Consider the following 21,168-nt stretch of genomic DNA (forward strand, 5'->3'; position numbering starts at 1 on the left):
ATTATACTATACTGCCTCATCCCTTTGTATGGCAACCGCCTTTTCACTGAAAAACGTGAAAAGGCGGCTGTTGTTGCTTTAAAATTTATTTTTCTAATAGATCTTTTCCGGCAATCCCCGGTTTTGTCATTTCATACGGATTCAAAATGATATCCAATTCTTCTTCTGTCAGTACATCATTTTGAAGGCAGAGATCTCTTACAGATTGCCCCGTCATGATGGCTTCACGGGCAATTCGCGCAGCCGCTTCATACCCGAGGTGCGGATTGACCGCTGTAATGACGCCGACGCTCTTTTCCACGTATTGCTTCAGACGTTTTTCGTTGGCTTCAATTCCCGCCAGACAATGATCGGTAAATGAACGGAACCCGTTATTCATGATGCTGATGGATTGAAGCAGGTTAAATACGAGTACCGGCTCCATTACGTTAAGCTCCAGCTGGCCCGCTTCTGAAGCGAGGCAGATCGTATTGTCATTCCCGATGACCTGGAAGGCGATTTGGTTGATCAGCTCTGCCATTACAGGGTTGACTTTCCCTGGCATAATGGATGATCCCGGCTGACGGGCGGGCAGTGAAATTTCCGCAAGTCCCGCGCGCGGGCCTGAAGCCATTAAGCGCAGATCGTTGGCGATTTTAGACATGTTCATCATGCATACTTTCAACGCGGCTGAAACTTCCGTATACGCATCAGTGTTTTGTGTGGCGTCAACCAAATGGCCGGCGCCGACAAGCGGCAGTCCGCTGATGTCAGCCAGGTGCTTTACAACCTGTTCTATGTAGCGCGGATCGGCGTTAAGTCCCGTACCTACGGCCGTTGCCCCCATGTTGACTTCATACAGATGCTGGCGGGATTGTTTAATTCGCTTTATGTCACGCTCGAGCACGCGGCTGTATGCTTCAAATTCCTGTCCGAGACGGATCGGCACAGCGTCCTGAAGGTGTGTGCGCCCCATTTTAATGACAGAATCAAATTGTTTCGCTTTATCCTTAAAGACACTCAGCATATGCGCCATCGTATCAAGGAGCTTATCCAAAAGTTTTAAGGTGGAAATATGGATTGCCGTCGGGAACACGTCGTTCGTCGATTGTGACATGTTGACGTGTGTGTTCGGGCTGAGGTGAATGTATTCACCTTTTTTATGCCCCATGATTTCAAGCGCTCTGTTGCCGATTACTTCGTTGGCATTCATGTTCATGGACGTTCCGGCTCCCCCTTGGATCGGATCGACGATGAATTGGTCATGCCATTTCCCCTCGAGAATTTCATCTGCGGCCTGGACAATCGCATTTCCGATTCCTTCATACAGCCGTTTTACATCCATATTGGCAAGCGCCGCCGCTTTTTTGACGATGGCGAGCGCATTAATCATTTCTTCGTGGATGCGGTATCCGGTAATCGGAAAGTTTTCTTTCGCGCGCAGCGTTTGTATTCCGTAATACACATCAGCTTCAATTTGTTTTTCTCCGAGGAAATCTTTTTCCTGACGATATTCTTTTTGCGCGTTTGTCATGCTAAAACCCTACTTTCTCTTTGTGGTAGTCATGTTTTTACAGTACAACGTCGTCTGCGATCGGTGTCTCCATAATGTTTTTGACTTCAGCCAAGTTGTGAGACTGGCCGAGCGCCCACATTAATTTCGGCACGATGGCTTCCGTGTTCATATTTCTGGAGCGGATAATGAGATCTTGATTGACTCTTCGGCCGACTTCATAGACGCTCATGTCCTCTCCTTCTTCAAGACATTGTGTCGTAATGACGACGACAATGCCGCTTTCAATCATTTCATTGACTTTGGCGAGAATGTCTCTTCCTTCAAACGGCACGCCGCCGCTGCCGTAGCTTTCAATGACGATCCCTTTGTACATGCCCTTTAATGCGTCAAACATTTCCGGTTTCAGCCCCGGGTGGAGCTTGAGCAGGCACACGTCCGTGCAAAGTGAGGTATTGACCGTAAAGGCATCGTCTTTTGGCATGTGCACTTGTTTGTTGTATTCAATTCCGTTTTCGGTAATAAACGCGATATACGGATAGTTAATGCTCTCAAATGCATCATAGCTTTTCGTTCTTAATTTAATGGCGCGTGTGCCTTGAATGACTCTGCCGTCAAATACGACGTATACGCCGCCCACCCCTTCACATGCGAAGCGGATCGCGTCCGTGATATTTTTTTTGGCATCGGTTTTTTGAAATGTAATCGGAATTTGCGAACCCGTAATGACGATCGGTTTATCAGCATGCTGAAGCATATAAGACAGTGCCGCTGATGTATACGCCATTGTGTCTGTCCCGTGCGTAATGACGAACCCGTCATATGCGTCATATTTTTCTTTGACAGCATTTGCGATTTCGGCCCAGTATTCAGGCTGCATATTTGTGCTGTCGATGTTCATTAACGAATGGGTTTCCATCGTGTAATCGTTATCAAGTTTTGATACGTAGGTTAACAATTCGTCTGCTTTCACCCCGGGTGCAAGCCCGTTTTCTCCTTCGACTGAGGCGATTGTTCCTCCGGTTGTTAACAGCAATAATTTTTTCATACCCTGCACCTCTTCATCCATTTCTCAAGATGTGTTAAGCATTCGCTTTTCGCATACTTTTAATCAAATTATAGACAGACGATTGAAATTAATCAAGTGATTATTATTCAATTCGCGTACACTTTTGCATATCGATATGATATAATTTGCTCAAGTGAAAAGGAGCGGTTTTGAATATGAATTTAGATCGTTTAACTGAACTGAGAAAAAAGAAAAATTGGTCTCTTCAATATACGGCTGACCGTCTCGGCATCGCCAAAAGCACGTACGCCGGGTATGAATCAGGATACCGGCGTCCGTCATTCGAGGCGCTGGGCACGCTTGCCGATCTGTTTGACACGACGTGCGACGATTTACTGGGGCGCACTGAAAAAAAGGCGGAGCCGTTTACCCAGACCATCGAATTAACAAACGCCGCACAAGGCCGCGGCACACTGACCGTTGACGGACAGCCGCTGAATCAGGATGAAATCATCGAATTGATTGCGTTTGTCCGCACGAAAAAGAAGGTGCAGGAGGAGCTCCGCTAAAATCCGGCTTTTACGGCTTGATTCTGCCGTACGTCCCTCCGCCCCCGGCCTCAAGGACGAGCTGCCCGGTGCGCGCTTTATGAATGACAGCCGCTATTTTAGGCTGGACGACACGCGCCAATTCCTCTTCTTGCGCCTGATGAAGAATCGCCATCTCCGTCCCGAAAGCCCGCTTCAGTTTGTCTAACGTTTTCGGCCCGACCCCCGGAATGAACTGCAGCGGGATTTGATGAATATACGGCGGCCGCGGCACGCGGCTTTTTTTCGGTCCGCTCAGTTCCTCCAGCCGTTCACTGACCCCTTTTGTCATTGTTTTCCCCCCGCACTCCGGACAGGCGGAAGCTCCTTTTTCCACTGGGCCGCCGCAGCGGTCGCAAGCCGTCCGGTAATACTTCCCGAGCTTCGGGTTCAGCCCGTAATTCGCCGTGATTTTTCTTCCGTCCTTCCCTTTTAAAGCCAGCGAAAATTCCGTGAAATTCGCTTCTTTAAGAAGCATTTCATTATATTCTCTGCCGATTTTTCCTAAGGAATGCGCATCAGAATTTGTTAAAAATGTATACGGATCAAGTTCCGTTACCCGCGAAGCCATGTCGGTGTCACAGCTTAACCCGAGTTCCGCCGCGTCAATGAGCGCCGGGTCGAAAACTTCTGTCAAAGAAGATATGACCCCTTTTCCGTACAGGCTTTTATGCGGGGTGAACATATGGGCGGGAATAAACAGCCCGCCCAATTCCTTTGTTTTCCTTTGAAGATTCAAACCGGTTTCATAAATACGCTGGGAACTGAGATGGATATTTTTAAGCCTTTTTGCGAGCCACTCAGAAAACATCTTCATTTCGGCAAGAGACGGCATAAAGACGAGAACGTGAATCGGCCCGCGGCATGTGTGATCATAGATTTCAAGCTCACTGCCCAATAGAAGCGTCGTATTCCGATACCGGATGCCGCCTTCTTTCAGCTCACGGTATCTGCCTTCATCAATTCCGCGCTCGATTTCTTCTATGACTTCCGGAGAATGGCAGTCGATGATGCCCAATAGTTCAATTCCCTTCCCCTCACTGGCTTCTTCTAAAATCCGGTGCAGCGTCAACGTTTTGGCCCCGGTGATTTTGACCGGTTTTCCCGTATAGGTGCGGCCGATATGAATATGCAGATCGGCATAGATGGTTTTCATCATTTTTCCTTCAGCGCTTCTTTCAGCTGGAGATACTGAATCGCGTACGCCGTTTTTGCGTCATACACCCTGCGGGATTCAATCAGCTTCACGGCCTCTTCAAGCGTGACCTGCATGACTTCGACAAATTCATCCTCATCCAGTTCGCGCTTTTCTTCCAGCGGCGAAAGCCCTTCCGCAAGAAAGAGATGCACGATTTCATCAGCAAACCCGGGTGATGTATAAAAAGCGGTGATTTTCGTCAAGGTTTCCGCCGTATATCCCGTTTCTTCCTCGAGCTCTCTTAACGCCGTATGTTCCGGCTCTTCTCCCTTTTCAAGCTTCCCGGCCGGAATTTCAACGATTGTCCGTTCCAGCGGCTTTCTGAACTGGTTCACCAAAATGATTTTTCCTTCTTCGGTCACCGCAAGTACGGCCACCGCTCCCGGATGTTTGACGATTTCCCGCTTGCTTGTTTTTCCGTTCGGGAGCTCTACATCCTCTAAGTAAAGATCTATGACTTTCCCGTCATACAGCTTTTTTTTCGCAAGTGTTTTTTCTTCTAAATGTTTCATCATGTCATCTCCCGTTCTGTCTCTCTATTATGCCTCATATATTTTATCATACATGCATGAGAGGGAGGTGCTTTTCGATTGAAGGTGTACCGGAAGGATAAAAGTATCGTATTGGTCGGAAAGGCGTGGGAAGTGCGGGCTAAACTGAAAGAATACGGACGGACATTCCGCTATGTCGGAGATTGGATCACCGGGCCTTAACAGTTGAAAACTTCGCGCCTTTATATTACGGTCAATAAAAGACTATAAAAAGGAGCGAAACGATGAGAAAACGCACACTGGGACATTCTGATTTAGAAATAAGCGAAATCGGGCTCGGCTGTATGTCGCTGGGCACGGATAAAGCTGAAGCGCTGTCTATTTTGGATGAAGCGATCGAGCTTGGAATCAATTATTTAGATACCGCTGATCTTTATGATTTCGGCAGAAATGAGGAAATTGTCGGGGAGGCCGTCAAAAACCGCAGGCACGACATCATTTTAGCCACGAAAGCCGGAAACCGCTGGAATGATGATAAAGACGGCTGGCATTGGGATGCTTCCAAAGGATACATAAAAGAAGCGGTCAAAAACAGTCTGCGCCGGCTGAAAACGGACTATATCGACCTTTATCAGCTGCATGGCGGCACGATGGAAGATCATATTGACAAAACGATCGAAGCGTTTGAGGACTTAAAACAGGAAGGCGTCATCCGGTATTACGGCATTTCCTCGATTCGTCCGAATGTCATTAAAGAATATGTGAAAAAATCAAATATCACCAGCGTTATGATGCAATACAGCCTGCTGGACCGGCGTCCCGAGGAGTGGCTTCCCCTTTTAGAGGAGAACGGAATCAGCGTTGTCGCCAGAGGGCCTGTCGCTAAAGGGCTTCTTACGAAAAAACCGCTTGATCAAGCAGCCGCAAGCGTAAAAGAGAACGGCTATTTAACATATTCTTTTGCGGAACTGGAAGAAACCAAAAAAGCGATCAGCGCTGCCGCACCTGACTTGAGCATGACGGAGCTTTCCCTTCAATACTTACTGTCACAGCCGGCCGTCGCTTCTGTCATCACCGGAGCCAGCTCACTTGAGCAGCTGAGAGAAAACTGTTCGGCTGCAGAGGCCCGGCGTTTAAGCAGCCAGGAAATCAAAGCCCTGCAATACCATACAAAACGGGACGTATACGAAGCCCATCGTTCTTAAACAATAAAACCGGCACCTTGTCAGATGCCGGTTTATTTATATTTGTGCCAATCGAGACTGCTTTCATTCAGCAGCTCTTCAAAGCTTTTATTTTTTTCTTTTTCTTTTCGTTTTCTGATTTGTTCCGCTTTTTGCTGCGCCTGTTTTTTCTCGTCTTCTTCCTTCAGCTCACTTTTCATTTGCAAAAGCCTGGCCTTCAGATCTTCCCCCAGATCGTCTTTTAAGCTGTGTTTTTCTTTAGGCAGCTGCTTTTTCATCATTACGCCCCCCGTATCTGAATATGGTGAAGCAAGTGTACCACGGAGCGCCGGAGGCCGGCAACGTTCACGGTCCTGAAAAGCCGGAGGAAGGATTTTTCATATGAAAGGAGGGTGCCTGTGTGAAAAAATGGCTGGCGGTGTTCGGTTCGGCTTGCGCAGTCTTTTTGGCTGCCGGATTCGCTTTTACGAATCTGATTATGTTTATGAAGAAAAAGACGGATGAAGATATCATGAAAAAAGAAACGGCCGACGGGCATGATAGATTTGATTCCTTTCAGGCCATGGAAAAAGAAGAGGCCGTCATCCTGTCACGCCACGGGTATGAGATCAAAGGCTTTTACGTCGCCCCGCATCATACGGCAAACACCATGATTATTTGTCACGGCGTTACCGTAAATTCGTTCAATTCATTGAAATACATGGATTTATTTTTAGATTTAGGCTGGAATGTGCTCGTATATGACCACCGCGGGCACGGAAAAAGCGGCGGCAGAACGACGAGCTACGGCTATTTTGAAAAAGATGATTTGGAAGAAGCCGTGAATTGGGTGAGACACAAAACGGGAGACGGCGGTCAAATCGGCATCCACGGGGAATCGATGGGAGCGGTGACGGCCTTATTATACGCGGGCGGGCATCAGGATGAAAACGGCGCTGATTTTTATATTGCGGACTGTCCGTTCGCAAGCTTTCGCGATCAGCTCGCCTACAGGCTGAAGCGGGAGTTCCGGCTGCCTCCGTGGCCGCTTCTGCCTTTGGCTGATTTCTTTTTGCGGATGAGAGAAGGATACCGTATCCGTGATGTATCGCCTTTATCGGTTATCAGCCGAATCCGGCAGCCCGTGCTGTTTATTCACAGTAAGGAAGATGATTATATACCTCCCGCTTCTTCCGAATTGCTGCACCGCAGAAAACGCGGCCCGAAGATGCTCTATCTGGCCGAATCGGGCGGGCATGCCATGTCGTACACCAAAAATCCGGAGAGCTACCGCAAAGCCGTTCAAACCTTTTTAGATACCATGACGCAAACGTAAAAAAGCGAAAGAACGTATGCTGGTTCTTTCGCTTTCCCGTCATAAAACGTCGGTAATCCCGTCCATATTTTCTCCGATCCAGTCAATGGCGAGGTCGATTGTCGTAAACTCCTGCGCTTTGAAGGTCATCTCATCCTGAAGCAGCCAGACATCCTTCTGAACGGATTCAGCGCCTCCGATGGACCAGTGCAGCAGACTGTACGGGTGGTTGTTGTTCAGAAAGGATACCCACGTTTTATGCTGTGCCGTCTGTTTAATGGCTTTCAGCTTTTGATTCACTTTCCGTTTCTCCCTGCTTTACTAATATGCTCATTCTCGGGCTCAGCATCTCTGCCGGGCTTTTTAAGACGAGCGTTTTTGCCTTTTCATTGTAATCGATTGTCATTTCCTCGTCAAAAAACACTTTTTGTGAGGTCTGGATGTAAAGCGGAAGTCCGTTGGTTTCAATGGCTTCGCATTGTCCCGTTAATTCGTCCGCCAGCCAGATGGTCGGCACGCCGCTCACCGCGCACCCGCAGCCTTCTGCGTCATAGCGGAGCTGCGCTTTTTTCCCCGGGTTGGCGTCCATCGCCTGCTGAAGTGTGTGTTTCGCCGCATCCGTCACATGTATTTGCATAGATGATCCTCCGTTTTTCATTTTCGCCATTGTAGCATACCGGAGCCGCTGTATGCATTGTTTCTGCTTTCTTTACAGCAGCCTGCTCTCCCAGTCCTTTGCCTCTTGTTCAGCCGCCTTGATCCAGTCATTTTTCCCTTCACTATACTTTTCCATATCGTATGGGTATGCCTTTGCGAGCCGCCGTTTCAGTTCCATGTATTGAGCCGCTTTTTCAGGCTTTGCAGTGAGGTAATCCCGGAACAGCAGATGACGCTTCACATCCGGATGGCCTGTTTCGTATATGTGGATGTGGTGTGTGCGCTTGCTGCCGCCTTTTTGAAAGAAACGCCGGCCCTCTATCCCGTTTTCTCCTTTCGCCTCATAGCCGAGTGCTTCCAGCTGCGGACTGAATCGGTCAGCGTCCAAAATATCTTTGACCTCCGCCAGTATATCAATGACGGGTTTTGCGGCCATTCCCGGGATGGAGGTGCTGCCGATATGGCTGACAGAATGAAGAGCGGGGCCGAAGATTCGGATCAAGTCCGCCTTCTCTCTTTCAAACATCTCTTTCCATTCCGGCTTGTACGGAACAACTTCCGCTTTCCTCTTCGGATAAAGATGAAAAAACGAGAGGGTCAGCCCTTCCGGCGTCTCTGTCTGTCCGGCTTCTATGAACCCGGTTTTTAAATAGAGAGAGACTGCCGGAACGTTTTGACTGGCGGTAGCCGCCTCTATTTTTTGGGCGTCCCGGTTTTGATCTATCACAAATTGAATAAGCGCCTGTCCGATTCCTTTCCGAAAGCCGGACGGGTGCACCGTCAGCCTGCATATGACAAGGTCATATCCCTTTTTTTCATACGAAATGACGCCTGCAAGCCGATCTTTTTCCTTGAAACCGGCAAACGTCTCCCGTGACCGCTGTATGTCATCGGGTGTTTCATGCAGGGCTGGAATGCCGAAAAAGCCGATCAGCTCGGCTTCTTTTTGATAAGAGCAGCGTTGAACCGCCGCAATTTCCCGCGCCGTCTGTTCTTGTGTATGCCGTAAAAATGTAATCAATCTTCCGCCCCTTTTGACGCAAACATCCGCTGTGACTCCGTCTTCGTAATGCGGACCGCGTACGCTTCATACCAGGCGCTTTTTCCTTTTTGTTTTGCCGCCCGGTGGTCAGTATGGTCTTTCCACCTTTTAATCGCCTCCAGGCTGTCCCAGTAGGAAACCGTGATGCCGCAGCCGTTTTCCTCCCGAACGCTTTCCGCGCCTAAAAAGCCCGGCTGTCCGCCCGCCAAATTCATCATGCGCTCTGCCGTATGCTCATATTCCTCATCATATTTTCCCTTTATTGATGAAAAAATGACCGCATAATAGGGCGGTTTGGGCGTGTCAGCTAAAAAACCCATATACATCCCCCTCTACATATATTTCACAAACAGAATCCGGTCTTCTCCCGAACCGTCATAATTCGCAAAAACAGGGATTCCGTTTACGGTTTTGGTTCCTTTTTCAACTTCAAAGCCTAATTTTGTATGATAAGCGATTGATACTTTATTGACAGGTGCCGTCACGCAATTGACTTTTGTGCAGCCCCTTTTTTTCACCGTCTCCATAAATCGGTCGTAGAGCTGTTTTCCAATTTGCATTTTTCTGAAATCCGGATGCACACCGGAAAAATGAATGTAGGCTGTCTCAGGGTCTGATTGTGACTGAAAACCGATTAAAAAACCGGTCATTCCCTCCGGCCCGTACGTGATAAAGCTTGTGTCCTGAAAATGTTCAAAAAACAAGCGCGGCAGTTTGTCTTTCATCTGCCTGCCGCCCCACCATTCATTCAAAACAGACGTAACCATTTCATAGTCTTCAGAGGTAATTGTTCGAATATCCATTATCGATTGACTCTCCTTTTCGTCCGGCAAAATGAATGTCAGCTCTTCTCATTGGAATATAAAAAATTATATGTGGGTTGTTTGCAATTGTAAATGATTTCTTTTCAAGCAAACGAATCAGCACGTCTTCCAGCCGGGGAATGATTTACCAGTATAAACGTGATCATTGTTCGGGTACAATGAAAAACAGAACAAATGTTCCCGGAGGTTTTTTTATGGCTGATATTCTTCTTGTTGATATGCAATCGTTTTATGCGTCTGTGGAAAAAGCGGAAGCGCCTCATCTCAAAAGCCGGCCCGTGATTGTCTCGGGAGATCCCGAAAGACGCAGCGGCGTCGTGCTTGCGGCTTGTCCGCTCGCCAAACGATACGGCGTAAAAAATGCCGAACGGCTGTGGGAAGCGCAGGCCAAATGTCCCGACGCCGTTATTGTCCGTCCGCGGATGCAGCGGTATATTGATGTATCCGTCATGATTACCGAACTGTTTGAACGATATACCGATCTTGTAGAACCCTACTCCATCGATGAGCAGTTTCTCGACGTGACCGGAAGCAGGCGGCTGTTCGGTGATCCTTTTACAATTGCCGAAAGCATTCAGCAAGCGATTATGCGTGAATTCGGAATTTATGCCCGTGTCGGCATCGGGCCGAATAAGGCGCTCGCGAAAATGGCTTGCGACCATTTTGCCAAAAAAAACGCATCCGGCATTCACAGATTGGATATGTCAAATATCAGGCAGGATCTGTGGCCGCTGCCGGTCGGAAAATTATTCGGCATCGGAAAACGGATGGAGCATCATTTAAGACGGATGGGCATCAGCACAATCGGCGGGCTTGCCGGGCACCCCGCCGAACTGCTGAAAAAACGCTGGGGCATTAACGGCGAATTGCTTCAGCGGACAGCCCGCGGCATCGATCCCTCTCCGGTCACCGTCAACACGCACAGCCGGCAAAAAGCGATCGGCCATAACATGACCCTCCCGAGAGACTACAGCCGCTTTGAGGATATCAAAGTCGTGCTGCTGGAGTTAAGCGAAGAAGTGGCCCGCCGCGCCCGTTTCAAACAATACATCGGCCATACGGTTTCGGTCAGCATCAGAGGCGCTGATTTTGAATTCCCTTCAGGTTTTCACAGACAGAGAAAGCTGGTCTCTCCGACTAATTTCGGAATGGATATTTTTAAAGCGGCGGTCAAGCTCTTCAAAGAGCATTGGAACGGTGAGCCCGTCCGCAGCGCCGGCGTCTCCCTTTCCCAGCTGGAGCCCTGTGATTATGTTCAGCTGAGCCTGTTTGATGCTCAGGAAAAAAAGATCAGTCTCGGCAAAGTATTGGATGATATTCATGAGCGGTACGGCCCTGCGTCGCTCCTCCATGCCGCTTCGCTGACAGAGGCCGGCCAAGCCTTTCACCGGGCTGAAAAAATCGGCGGGCATTACAAATAATTGAGGTGATATACATGAATCCGAACAAATTAACACCCGGGTATAATGTCATGTGGGAATCAAGCCGGATGATGCTGCCCGAACATCGGGAGCAGCTGCTTGCAAAAAAACGAAAAGAACGGGAATTCCGGCCTCCGGAACTGAGCGAAGAGCAACTGAACGACATGAACCGCATCATTGCGGCGTCGATTGAAGAAGACAGAGCCATCTCGGTCACCTATGCTTCAGCACACGGCCCCCGCCGCTTTTGGGGATGGGTAAAACAAGTGAGGCATGACGAAAAACGTTTAAAAATCATAAACGATGAAGATGCGTTAACGCTGCCGTTTCATCTTATTCTCTCGGCTGAACTGGAATAAGAGCCTAAATCGTCCTGACAGAAAATATGATAGAAGAGTGGGAGGATCACATGATATTTAGTAGAATAAAGATGAATGACAAGAATAGGAGAATATATGATGGATCAATTTATAGAAAAAATGCTGGGACAAGCCCTCCGCCAGTATGGACGGAATGTGTCGACAGATCCGCTGAGCCCCTATGAAAAACAGAGTTTAAAAAAAGCTTTAGAAGAAAGAAGGAATGAAGAACCCGATGAGGATCTCCATGCCCATGTAGAAGATATTATCTACGATTACGTCACCAATCAGGGGCAGTTTTCCTGACACGGACGTTTATGCACTGGGCGATAAGGGAAACGTCCGAGAGTAAACCCTTAAAGATTGCGTGGTGCAGGATATGCCTGTCGGGCCTTATTTCAAGATCGGTTATGCCGTTCTTCTGTTATTTCTCATCATTTATCTCGGAACATTAATAGACTTTTTGTTCCAGCCTGTTGTGATTACGGTTAAAACCTTGTTTCCGCCCATTGTATTATCGGGCGTCCTTTACTATTTGTGCCGCCCGCTCGTCAGACTGCTGCATGCGAAATTAAAGCTGCCCGAAGGAATCGCGATTTTAGCGATTTATGCGGGAGCAGCCGGCCTTTTTGTCCTCTTCCTTTATACGGCGGGCCCTGCCGTTCAAAAACAGTTTACAGCCTTCACAGATCATATTCCGGAGCTTTCCGCAAAAGCTGAAAATTGGATCGGACACCTTCAGGACAGCAAATGGTTTTCCAGGCTTCAGCATGGGGATTCCTTTAAAAAATTAGCGGACAAAGCCGCAAATTATTCCGGTTCAATCGCTGATTCTCTCAGCAGTCTGGCCGGTACGGCTGCCAATGCCGCCATCACCGCAGCCATTATTCCGTTTGCGCTGTATTACATGTTAAAAGAAGGAAATAAAGCCCCCCGGCGACTGCTGCGGCTTCTTCCGGAAAAACATCAAAAAGAAGGAAAACAAATCCTTCGGGACATGGATGAAGCTCTCAGTTCATACATACAAGGACAGCTGCTCGTCAGTTTCTGTGTCGGCGTTCTCGTCACAATCGGCTATTTTATCATCGGGCTCGATTATCCGCTCGTTCTGGGCGCGTTCGCCATGGTGACAAATCTGATTCCGTTTATCGGGCCTTGGATCGGCACATTTCCCGGAGTCATTGTCGGATTGTTCGATTCACCGACCGAGGCGGTGCTGGTGATTACGGTCGTCGTCATTGTCCAGCAGCTTGAAAGCCAGCTGATTTCCCCGCAAATTATGGGACGGAAGCTGGACATTCACCCGCTGACCATTATTTTTCTTCTGCTTGCCGCCGGCAAATTCTCAGGAATTGCCGGGATGCTGCTGGCCATTCCGGGATATGCGGCCGCAAAAGTGGTCATAAGCCACATGCAGAAACTATTCATTCTCAGAAAAACACAAAGCTAAGAGAGAAATGATTCATCCCCCATGTCTTCACATCGGTCAAAATGAAAAAACGGCGGGCTGAAGAAGCCCGCCGCACACGGAGGTAAAAAAGATGAACATCGGTGATGTCATTTTTCAATTGATCTCATTTATTGCAGCCGCATTTTTCCTGTTTGCCGTGATATACGTATTCAGAAGCTTGAAGCAGCGCCGCATACAATTGGACAGAATCGAAAAGAAACTCGACGCGCTGCGCGAAGAAAAAAACGAGAAGTTATAGTTCATTCAGAGGCAGGCGCAGCCAGCTCCACCTTTATCCGATCCGGGTCCTCCGTGTATACAGCGTAATGCGTGCTTCCGCCTGCATATGGATGGCGGTCCCTGTAAAGCACGGGGCATCCTCTGGCAAGCAGCTTTTCCGTCATCTCGTCAACCTGCTCTCTTGATGTAGCATGAAAAGCCAGATGGTTCAGCCCGACCCGGCATCTGTGGTACTCCGGTGTTAAAAAACGCTCCTCTGTCTGTACAAGCACAACATAAAATCCTGCGTTTTTCCAGCTGATGCCGGAGTCCCAATTTTGAAACTCCCTATAACCGAGCTCACCTAAAAACCATCCCCAAAACCGGGCGGAGGCTTTCAAGTCAGATACATACAATTCAATATGATGCATCATAATATTCGCTTCCTCCTCATATCACACCCGCCTTACCAGCACCTCTTCAACTTTATGGCCGTCACCTTTTCTCAAAATCAAATCCGATCTGAATTTTGTCGGCAGGATATTTTCATACAGATTCGGACGGTTGACGCTCTCCCAAATGGAGGCGGCCATGGTATCCGCTTCTGCATCAGACAAATCCTTAAATTTATGAAAATAAGAAGCCGGATCCTGAAAAGCGGTTTCTCTTAAGAGGCGGAAACGCTCCAAATACCACGTGAAAATCCGGCTTTCTTCGGCATCCACATAGATCGAAAAATCAAAGAAATCCGATACAAAAATCCGCGGATCTTCCCTGTCGTCCTCTAAGGTTGGCGACTGCAGGACATTGATTCCTTCGATAATAACGATATCCGCACCTTCGACAACCTCGACGGCGCCCTCTTCCCTGTCATAGGTAAGATGGGAGTATACGGGCGCCTCCACTCTCTCTTTCCCTGACTTTATATCGTTCAGAAACTCAAGCAGCGCTTTCACATCGTAACTTTCCGGAAATCCCTTTCTGGACAGAAGGTTTTTCCTTTTTAATTCCGCCGTCGGATACAAGAAACCGTCGGTTGTCACCAGGCTCACCTTCGGCCTGTCCGGCAGACGGGAAAGAAGCTTTTGCAAAATTCTCGCCGTCGTGCTTTTGCCGACGGCGACGCTGCCCGCGATTCCGATGATAAACGGGATTTTCGCTGAATGCGGATGTTTCAGAAACACGTTGACATGCTGATTCCGTCTTGCGGCAGACGTGACATGAAGATGGAGCAGGCGCACAAGCGGAATGTAAATCGTTTCTACTTCTTCCACCGACAGGTAGTCATTCAGCCCCTCTACGGCCTTGGCTTCTTCCTCTGAAACGGCAATGGAAAGATGGCCGCCGAATCCGGCCCACGACTCGCGGCTGTGCTGCGTATACAATGTATGTAAGTTCAATTCTTTACTTTTCACAATTCACACCAATCTCTCTGTATGGCTTTCCGATTAAAAAACAAACGCTTACAAAGATTGTAACGGAAAACCGCCTCACTGTCTGCCCATTTTTTTCACAAATGAGGAACCGATCCGGCTGTACTCTTCCATTTCCTCCTTGGGAACCATGCTTCCGCCGGTGCTCCACACAAGGTGCACGGCATTTTCCATCTCAAGCCCCCGCTCTTTTATATAACGGTTTCCGGCTTCGGTCTGAACGAACTTGACGGCTCCGGCCATACCGGCAAGTGCAGAGGGTTCAAGGCTCTTATTCTCGGTCGCTCTTAATTGATAAAGCAGCGAAAAAAGCGTGCCGTCATCAGCGGTATAACAGCCGCTGAGTATAGGCTCCATCAGAGGGCCGGCCAGTCCGGACGGCCTTCCTACCGCAAGTCCGTCGGCGGCTGTTTGATTATCAAGGCCGATATCCTGCACGCTGATTCCGTCATGCAAGCCGGAAAACAGTCCTAACAGCATACACGGTGAATGCGTCGGCTCACCGAAAAAAATATGGACATGCCCGCCATAGATCAGCTTTAGCGCAAGCGCGACGCCGCCCGGGCCTCCTCCGACCCCGCACGGCAAATAAACGAAAAGCGGTTCATCTGCACCAGGCTTTATGTTCATTTGATTGAGCTGCTTTTTCACACGGCTTCCCGCAACGGCATACCCCAAAAGCAGATCCCGGGAATGCTCATCATCAATAAAATAACAATAAGGGTCCTGCTTCGCCTGCATGCGCCCCTCTTTGACAGCCAGACTGTAGTCTGCTTCATATTCGATGACGCGAACCCCCTTTTCCCGGAGCAGCTCCTTTTTCCACTGCTTTGCGTCACTGGACATATGAACGGTCACACAAAAGCCGAGCTTCGCGCCGATTATGCCGATACTCAGACCTAAATTGCCCGTAGAACCGACGGCTATAGAGTATTTTGAGAAAAAAGCGGTAAACCGTTCCTCAGTCAATATGCTGTAATCATCGTCTGTTGAGAGCATTCCCGCTTTTACCGCGAGGTCTTCGGCATGCTTCAGCACTTCGTAAATTCCGCCGCGCGCTTTAATGGAACCGGAAATCGGAAGTTCATTGTCGCATTTCAAAAGCAGACGCCCGGGGAAAGCCTGAGCGGCGCTTTGTTCCAGACGCTTTTTCATTTCATTGATGAAGACAAGCGGAGACTCAATGAGGCCTCCCGCCGCTTCCGTCTCCGGAAAAGCCGACGCGATATAAGGCGCAAACCGGCGCAGCCTTTCTTCCGCTTCGGCAATCTCCTTTTTCCATTCAGCGCCATTCTTTACTGGATCATCGGTTTTATGCGGGTTGATCCAAAATACTTCACACGCCTCCGCCATTTGCCTGACTAAAGGCTCTGCCATCAATGCCTTGTGTATATCCCGGTCGGACATTCCTTTCTCCCCCTTGTTACTTTTTCTTTAATGCGCGGCCGGCCAGTTTTTCTGTAAACGAAGGGAAAAGCTGATACAGCTTCGTCCCGAGACTCATCCATCGCGGAAGATTCATTTCCCGTTTATCCGTCAGAATTACGGATGTAATACGCTCTGCCACACGGTCGGCATCAAGCATCCATCTGCCGACGCTTTTCACATAACCGCCCTCTTTATCTGCAATTGTAAAGAAGTCTGTTTTGATCGGACCGGGATTAACCGTTGTCACAGCTACACCCGTACCGGCCAGCTCAAGCCGCAGCGCATTGGAATACCCTAAAACGGCGTGTTTCGTTGCGGAATAAAGGCTTGATTTCGGCGTCGCCAATTTGCCGGCCTGTGAGGCGATATTGATAATATGGCCGCTTTTCGCATGAAGCATCACCGGAAGACAGGCCTTCGTACAGGCGATTAATCCGAAGACGTTGACTTCAAACATTGCCTTCATATCCTCCAAAGATGAATCAGCGGCCGTTTCAAAAATGCCGAAGCCGGCGTTGTTGATTAATACGTCAACATGACCGATCAAACGCCTTACGTTTTCAGCCTCTTCTGCATGCCGGACGTCAAACGGAATGACATCACACTGTCCGCCGCGCGCGGTAATGGTTTTTTTCACTTCCTGCAAGCGGTACTCCCGCCTGGCGGATAAAAAAACATGAGCCCCTTCTGCCGCGCAGGAATATGCAAGCCGTTCTCCGAGTCCGCCGGATGCTCCGGTGATCCAAATCCGCTTATCCGTTAATCTGCCCATTTCCTTCACCCCTTCACAGCTTTAAACATCAGAGTGCTTCCCGACTGAAAGGATTCGGCCTTCCCTTTTGCAGCCAGTACGTCAAGATGGCCGATCGTTTCTGACATCGTTAAAAATAATTCATTTTCGTACACAGCCGGAAACAGCCGCCGGCATACCTGGAAAGCCGTCAGCGTTTCCTCTGACAACAGGCGCAGCACATATTCCGACCGATTTCTCTGTTTTTCAAGCCGCCTGTCAAAAGCAGGCTTTACGTCTGTCAGCAGATCGCCGTGTCCCGGATATAAAAAGGACGGGTTTACGTCATACAGCCGCTTCATTGAGTTCAAGTAGTCGAGCATCGGGGCCGCGCGCACGCCCCCCTTTTCCGGAGCTTCCAGAATCGGATTGGTGGAGCTGTTGGACAAAAGCAGATCGCCGCTGAACATTTCACCGCTTTTTTCATGGTAGAGCGCAATGTGAGAAGCGGCATGACCCGGGATTTCGAGCACCGTCCAGCCGTTAAGCCCGTCGATTTTCCCGCCTTCTTCCACTGTTTTCGTTAACGGACGGTTTGCTGAAAATAAGTATGACAGCTTAACTGTTTTATGTATGTCTTCAGGCGTCAGGGGAACGCCCATTTCAGTCATAAGCGACAGAAAAAAGTCCTCCTGCCGGGCGATATACGACTGATCCTGAGTAATGTACCTGTCATTCAGCGGATGCCCGATCACTTCCGTATCCTCGGAAAAAAGGTGCAGCAGACCTGAATGATCTGCGTGATGATGAGTGAGCACCACCTGTTCTATATCCGCCGCAGAAACGCCGTGTTCCTTAAGCTGAAATGAGAGCGATTCAGCCGCTTCCTTTGTATTCGGGCCGCAGTCAATAAGGGTTAAGGCTTCATCTTTTATTAAATAAACGATAACGTCGCCGACTGCAAACGGAGTCGGCACACGTATCGGAATGATCTTTCTCGCTGCCATGTTTACGCTCCTTCGTTCTTTTCATTCCTGAATAATCATATTTTAGCGTTTTCTTTTCACTGTGTCATTATTGCCGCATATCTGAAAAAAAGATTGACATCCCGCTCTTTCGCATAGCATAATGAACAACAAACTAGAAAACACGGAACGCGATGACGAGGAACTAGTATATAAACAACGGCAGCAGAGAGCAATGTCCCCGGCTGAAAGACATTGCGGCCCTCTTGTTTACAGAACCTGCCCTCAGAGCGGTTAGGAAAACCTAAACGTATCCCCTCGTTACGGGATTTGAGCTGAGCACGGCTGATTCGTGCTAATGTAAGGTGGTACCGCGAAACCTTTTCGTCCTTTTTGACGGAAAGGTTTTTTTGTGTTTTAGAAGAAGGAGGATTTATATGAAGAAAATCGGTTTTATCGGGGCCGGATCAATGGCGGAAGCAATGGTGAACGGACTGCTGCAAAGCGGAATGACAGCCCCCGGACATATATATATGACAAACCGGTCAAATGACAGCCGGCTTGAAGAGCTCCAAAAAACGTACGGAGTGAAACCGTGCCGGGATAAAGAAGAGTTTTTCAGCAATACCGACATTATTGTTCTCGCCTTTAAACCGAAAGATGCGGCAGAAAGCATTGAGAACATTCGCGAATACGTGAAAGATCAGCTTGTGATTTCTGTCATTGCGGGGCTGACGATTCACACGATTCAGCAATATTTCGGCAGAAAGCTCACCATCATCCGGGCGATGCCGAATACATCCGCGGCCATTCAGCAATCGGCGACCGGTTTTTCCGCAAGCTCCGAGGCGAGTGAAGCTGAAATCCGGACGGCAAAAGAGCTCCTGGAAACAATCGGAGAAGCGACGCTCTTTGAAGAAAAACACCTTGATGCCGTCACAGCCATTGCCGGAAGCGGTCCCGCCTATGTGTACCGGTATGTGGAAGCGATGGAAAAGGCCGCCCTTCAAGCCGGCCTGCCGGAAGAAACGGCAAAAGAGCTGATTTTACAAACCATGGCCGGGGCGACGGAAATGCTCAGAAAAAGCAGCAAACGGCCTGAACGCCTGCGCAAGGAAATCACAAGCCCCGGCGGCACGACTGAAGCAGGCCTTCGCGCATTAGACGAGCGCCGCTTTGAAGAAGCCATCATGCACTGCATCGCAGAAACCGCAGCCCGGAGCGCCGAAATTAAAGAACAATTCGCAGGCTCCGTTCTGCAAAAGACGGACCAGTCATAAAGCATGGGGCATCCCATGCTTTTTTCATTCTGTTTAACTGCCGTATAAACGGCTGATTCTCTCTTTTACTTCAGGAAGATGGAATGTGGCTTCGTGCATGTTTACCTCTTCCTCAACCGCTTTTGCCAGCTCTCTTTTGATCCGTGCGGTGACATTGGTTTTCAGCGCAACCAGTGAGGCTCTCGGTTTATCCGCCAGCAGCCGGGCCAATTCGCGGCCTCTTTGAAGGACGTCTTTTTTCGGAAGCACTTCAAACGGAACACCCCGTTTTTCCAGAGCGGCGCCGCTGAAATTCGCGGCCGTAAACAGCATTTCTTCCCCGAGGACAATTCCCAGTTTTTCAGGCACAATATACGTCGCGCCCATTCCCGGTGTAAATCCGTACTTCATATAATTACAAGAATAAAAACTCTCTCTGCTTAAAATGACGAAATCCGAGCTCAGACCGATCGTAAAGCCGGCTCCGATCGCATGCCCCTGCATGACGGAAATCACAGGGATCCTGCAATCCAATAAAAGACTGTGAAGCTTTAAATCTGTAAATTGAAGCTTTCCGCTCTGAATGGTCAAAAGCCCCTCCTGCGTTCCTCCCGTGCAGAAATAATTTCCGTAACCCGTCAGAAGAACGGTTTTATAGGACGGATGGGCATTGATGTCTTGGAATACCCGGTGCAGCTCTCTTACAAACTCTTCTGACAGCCCGTTTTTCCCGGCCGTATCCTGCATTGTGACCTGCACAATGCCCGGTTCTGTTTCCTGTACATCAATCATTGGATTCATGTTTATTCTCCGTTTCTTTAAAAATACTTAAGCCTTTCCGGCTCTTATACTAGGTCGTCCATTCATACTTTCTGTGAAACTCTTTTATTTCAGTCAGCACTAATCGCGTTTTTCCTTGATGCGCATTCGGGATGTCTGCTGCGGGCGCGGCATTTCTTGTGCCGAATTTTACGATGCCGCTGTCTTGGAGCAGCCGGTCATAATCAGCCATCGATAAACGGACGCGTTCATCCAAATGCCGGCTGATCTGAAATTGATTCTGCCGGGCACGGCTTTGCGGCATAACGACACCGCTGTAAAATTCAGAGCAGCAGCCCGAACCGTATGAAAAACAGCCGACGCGTTTCGGCGTTTCAAAAGAGCCGTTATCAATCGTGCTGGCAAGAGATAAAAATACGGTGGCCCCCATGATGTTGCCGACGCGCTGACAGTATTGAATCCCAGGCAGCACGCGTTGCTGAAAATCCGCTTCAATGTCTTGCGGCTTAGCCTTTGCCAATTTTCTCATCATCGTCCGATGCGCTCCTTTTACCATTCCGCCAAACGGAGTATGAAAAGAAAGGTATTGAAATGTATTCTTATAATCCGCCCCGCTCACACGCTTTCGGTATTCCTGAAATGAATTTTCACAGCAATCCAAATAAGACATGAGCGACAGATCAGCATCCCCCGCTTCACTATCCGGAATCGGGCGGCAGGTATCCATGACTTCATACCCGTAATACCCGCTTGCACCTTGATCAAGCAAAAAGACATGAGGGGTGCTGCTGACTAAAAGCGCGACAGCCCCCGCCCCCGCACTCGGTTCGGCATAGGACCATTCCTCCGTCAACGCGTCACCGCCTTCAGCCACTAAAAAGCGGGAAATATCCGTTCCGATGATGAGCGCTTTCGCTCCCGGCGATGTTTGCGACAAGATGAAATTCACGCCCATTTGGAACCCGGCCGTTAAGGAATAGCAAGCCTGTTTCACCTCAAATAACCGGCAATTCCGCTTCAGCTGCAAATAATCATGGACATATGTACTGATGGATTTGCCAAAATCAATCCCGGATTCCGTACAGGTGATCACCATTTCAATCTGATTCCGTTCCTCTTCTGAAAGAGAATCGATAATCGGTTTTGCGGCATTTACGGCGAACGTAATCGGATCTTCAAACGGAAGCGCCACCACTTTTTCTTTCATCAGCAGGTTCTCAAACCTTTTTTTATCCAGGTTCCGATGTTCCGCAAGCTCCATGACGTCTACATACGCGGTTCCGCCAAACACGTTCATTGCTTCGATTCCTACATTCATTTCTCCAAGCCCCCAGAGTAAAGAGGCT

General features: G+C 48.9%; 27 protein-coding genes. 10 read left to right on the plus strand and 17 right to left on the minus strand.

The genetic code is table 11. The annotated features are described in order from the left end of the window. Window positions 1-85: 85 nt before the first annotated feature. Window positions 86-1,513, minus strand: coding sequence for an aspartate ammonia-lyase (aspA, locus tag ACWJJS_RS12055; RefSeq protein ID WP_003153322.1), 1,428 nt, complete (start codon window positions 1,511-1,513; stop codon window positions 86-88). Between the two features lie 37 nt (window positions 1,514-1,550). Beyond that, the gene (locus ACWJJS_RS12060; RefSeq protein WP_003153321.1) at window positions 1,551-2,540 is read right to left on the minus strand and encodes a type I asparaginase; all 990 of its coding nucleotides are present in this window, start codon (window positions 2,538-2,540) and stop codon (window positions 1,551-1,553) included. Window positions 2,541-2,716: 176 nt separating this feature from the next. On the opposite strand from ACWJJS_RS12060, the gene ACWJJS_RS12065 reads away from it, so the two are divergent. Then, window positions 2,717-3,070 carry a helix-turn-helix domain-containing protein gene (locus tag ACWJJS_RS12065; protein WP_003153320.1) on the plus strand — a complete coding sequence of 118 codons (354 nt, stop codon included), beginning with the start codon at window positions 2,717-2,719 and terminating at the stop codon, window positions 3,068-3,070. Window positions 3,071-3,080: 10 nt separating this feature from the next. Here ACWJJS_RS12065 and ACWJJS_RS12070 read toward each other — a convergent pair whose 3' ends face one another. Both ACWJJS_RS12070 and ACWJJS_RS12075 read right to left on the minus strand, forming a co-directional pair. After that, window positions 3,081-4,244, minus strand: a complete 1,164-nt coding sequence (locus ACWJJS_RS12070; RefSeq protein WP_017418076.1) for a TIGR00375 family protein — start codon at window positions 4,242-4,244, stop codon at window positions 3,081-3,083. Beyond that, a complete protein-coding gene (locus tag ACWJJS_RS12075; RefSeq protein WP_003153317.1) occupies window positions 4,244-4,798 on the minus strand; it encodes an NUDIX hydrolase in 555 nt (184 codons plus the stop codon). Before ACWJJS_RS12075 ends, ACWJJS_RS12070 begins: the two co-directional genes overlap by 1 nt. A gap of 78 nt (window positions 4,799-4,876) precedes the next feature. On the opposite strand from ACWJJS_RS12075, the gene mciZ reads away from it, so the two are divergent. Both mciZ and ACWJJS_RS12085 read left to right on the plus strand, forming a co-directional pair. Then, on the plus strand, window positions 4,877-4,999 hold the full coding sequence (mciZ, locus tag ACWJJS_RS12080; protein WP_003153315.1) for a Z-ring formation inhibitor MciZ: 123 nt from the start codon (window positions 4,877-4,879) through the stop codon (window positions 4,997-4,999). 62 nt (window positions 5,000-5,061) lie between these two features. Further along, on the plus strand, window positions 5,062-5,982 hold the full coding sequence (locus ACWJJS_RS12085) for an aldo/keto reductase (RefSeq protein WP_077722550.1): 921 nt from the start codon (window positions 5,062-5,064) through the stop codon (window positions 5,980-5,982). 32 nt (window positions 5,983-6,014) lie between these two features. Here ACWJJS_RS12085 and ACWJJS_RS12090 read toward each other — a convergent pair whose 3' ends face one another. Further along, window positions 6,015-6,239, minus strand: coding sequence for a YqkE family protein (locus tag ACWJJS_RS12090; RefSeq protein WP_070082061.1), 225 nt, complete (start codon window positions 6,237-6,239; stop codon window positions 6,015-6,017). Between the two features lie 122 nt (window positions 6,240-6,361). Here ACWJJS_RS12090 and ACWJJS_RS12095 point away from each other — a divergent pair, with 122 nt between their 5' ends. Next, entirely contained in the window at window positions 6,362-7,276 is a 915-nt protein-coding gene (locus ACWJJS_RS12095; RefSeq protein WP_025649815.1) for an alpha/beta hydrolase, read from the plus strand. 39 nt (window positions 7,277-7,315) lie between these two features. Here the strand turns inward: ACWJJS_RS12095 and ACWJJS_RS12100 are convergent, their stop codons facing one another. From ACWJJS_RS12100 to ACWJJS_RS12120, 5 genes are all read right to left on the minus strand, one after another. Beyond that, complete coding sequence (locus tag ACWJJS_RS12100) at window positions 7,316-7,555, minus strand: DUF2552 family protein (RefSeq protein ID WP_003153307.1); 240 nt, start codon at window positions 7,553-7,555, stop codon at window positions 7,316-7,318. Next, a complete protein-coding gene (locus ACWJJS_RS12105; RefSeq protein WP_014305346.1) occupies window positions 7,530-7,892 on the minus strand; it encodes an iron-sulfur cluster biosynthesis family protein in 363 nt (120 codons plus the stop codon). The genes ACWJJS_RS12100 and ACWJJS_RS12105 overlap by 26 nt, the downstream gene beginning before the upstream one ends. 72 nt (window positions 7,893-7,964) lie before the next feature. Beyond that, window positions 7,965-8,933 (minus strand): bifunctional GNAT family N-acetyltransferase/GrpB family protein, encoded by a 969-nt coding sequence (locus ACWJJS_RS12110; protein WP_070082063.1) that lies wholly within the window; start codon window positions 8,931-8,933, stop codon window positions 7,965-7,967. Further along, window positions 8,930-9,274: an antibiotic biosynthesis monooxygenase family protein gene (locus tag ACWJJS_RS12115; RefSeq protein WP_003153298.1), complete on the minus strand. Its 345-nt coding sequence runs from the start codon at window positions 9,272-9,274 to the stop codon at window positions 8,930-8,932. The genes ACWJJS_RS12110 and ACWJJS_RS12115 overlap by 4 nt, the downstream gene beginning before the upstream one ends. A gap of 12 nt (window positions 9,275-9,286) precedes the next feature. Continuing rightward, on the minus strand, window positions 9,287-9,757 hold the full coding sequence (locus ACWJJS_RS12120) for a GNAT family N-acetyltransferase (protein ID WP_353575116.1): 471 nt from the start codon (window positions 9,755-9,757) through the stop codon (window positions 9,287-9,289). Window positions 9,758-9,972: 215 nt separating this feature from the next. On the opposite strand from ACWJJS_RS12120, the gene ACWJJS_RS12125 reads away from it, so the two are divergent. The 5 genes from ACWJJS_RS12125 (at window position 9,973) to ACWJJS_RS12145 (ending at window position 13,267) form a co-directional block, all read left to right on the plus strand. Beyond that, window positions 9,973-11,199, plus strand: coding sequence for a DNA polymerase IV (locus ACWJJS_RS12125; RefSeq protein ID WP_124692862.1), 1,227 nt, complete (start codon window positions 9,973-9,975; stop codon window positions 11,197-11,199). 14 nt (window positions 11,200-11,213) lie between these two features. Then, window positions 11,214-11,558 (plus strand): YolD-like family protein, encoded by a 345-nt coding sequence (locus tag ACWJJS_RS12130; RefSeq protein WP_071391657.1) that lies wholly within the window; start codon window positions 11,214-11,216, stop codon window positions 11,556-11,558. A 99-nt stretch (window positions 11,559-11,657) separates the two neighbouring features. Continuing rightward, the gene (locus ACWJJS_RS12135) at window positions 11,658-11,864 is read left to right on the plus strand and encodes a YqzH family protein (RefSeq protein WP_003153294.1); all 207 of its coding nucleotides are present in this window, start codon (window positions 11,658-11,660) and stop codon (window positions 11,862-11,864) included. A gap of 73 nt (window positions 11,865-11,937) precedes the next feature. Then, entirely contained in the window at window positions 11,938-13,008 is a 1,071-nt protein-coding gene (locus tag ACWJJS_RS12140) for an AI-2E family transporter (protein ID WP_454023599.1), read from the plus strand. Between the two features lie 91 nt (window positions 13,009-13,099). Further along, complete coding sequence (locus ACWJJS_RS12145; protein ID WP_024085556.1) at window positions 13,100-13,267, plus strand: DUF4083 family protein; 168 nt, start codon at window positions 13,100-13,102, stop codon at window positions 13,265-13,267. A gap of 1 nt (window position 13,268) precedes the next feature. Here ACWJJS_RS12145 and ACWJJS_RS12150 read toward each other — a convergent pair whose 3' ends face one another. The 5 genes from ACWJJS_RS12150 to ACWJJS_RS12170 form a co-directional block, all read right to left on the minus strand. After that, window positions 13,269-13,658 (minus strand): VOC family protein, encoded by a 390-nt coding sequence (locus ACWJJS_RS12150; RefSeq protein ID WP_454023684.1) that lies wholly within the window; start codon window positions 13,656-13,658, stop codon window positions 13,269-13,271. A 24-nt stretch (window positions 13,659-13,682) separates the two neighbouring features. After that, window positions 13,683-14,642: a type I pantothenate kinase gene (gene coaA, locus ACWJJS_RS12155; RefSeq protein WP_003153290.1), complete on the minus strand. Its 960-nt coding sequence runs from the start codon at window positions 14,640-14,642 to the stop codon at window positions 13,683-13,685. A 75-nt stretch (window positions 14,643-14,717) separates the two neighbouring features. Beyond that, window positions 14,718-16,067: a D-serine ammonia-lyase gene (dsdA, locus tag ACWJJS_RS12160; protein WP_454023600.1), complete on the minus strand. Its 1,350-nt coding sequence runs from the start codon at window positions 16,065-16,067 to the stop codon at window positions 14,718-14,720. Window positions 16,068-16,083: 16 nt separating this feature from the next. Then, a complete protein-coding gene (locus ACWJJS_RS12165; RefSeq protein WP_416405674.1) occupies window positions 16,084-16,860 on the minus strand; it encodes an SDR family NAD(P)-dependent oxidoreductase in 777 nt (258 codons plus the stop codon). A gap of 5 nt (window positions 16,861-16,865) precedes the next feature. Then, complete coding sequence (locus tag ACWJJS_RS12170) at window positions 16,866-17,825, minus strand: MBL fold metallo-hydrolase (RefSeq protein WP_077722556.1); 960 nt, start codon at window positions 17,823-17,825, stop codon at window positions 16,866-16,868. Window positions 17,826-18,220: 395 nt separating this feature from the next. Here ACWJJS_RS12170 and proC point away from each other — a divergent pair, with 395 nt between their 5' ends. Beyond that, a complete protein-coding gene (proC, locus tag ACWJJS_RS12175; RefSeq protein ID WP_243662220.1) occupies window positions 18,221-19,063 on the plus strand; it encodes a pyrroline-5-carboxylate reductase in 843 nt (280 codons plus the stop codon). Between the two features lie 33 nt (window positions 19,064-19,096). Here the strand turns inward: proC and ACWJJS_RS12180 are convergent, their stop codons facing one another. After that, window positions 19,097-19,843 carry a polyketide synthase gene (locus ACWJJS_RS12180; protein WP_077722557.1) on the minus strand — a complete coding sequence of 249 codons (747 nt, stop codon included), beginning with the start codon at window positions 19,841-19,843 and terminating at the stop codon, window positions 19,097-19,099. A 49-nt stretch (window positions 19,844-19,892) separates the two neighbouring features. Then, window positions 19,893-21,140: a hydroxymethylglutaryl-CoA synthase family protein gene (locus ACWJJS_RS12185; RefSeq protein ID WP_070082069.1), complete on the minus strand. Its 1,248-nt coding sequence runs from the start codon at window positions 21,138-21,140 to the stop codon at window positions 19,893-19,895. Between the last annotated feature and the right edge of the window lie 28 nt (window positions 21,141-21,168).

This window comes from Bacillus sp. JK106 (assembly GCF_053663355.1).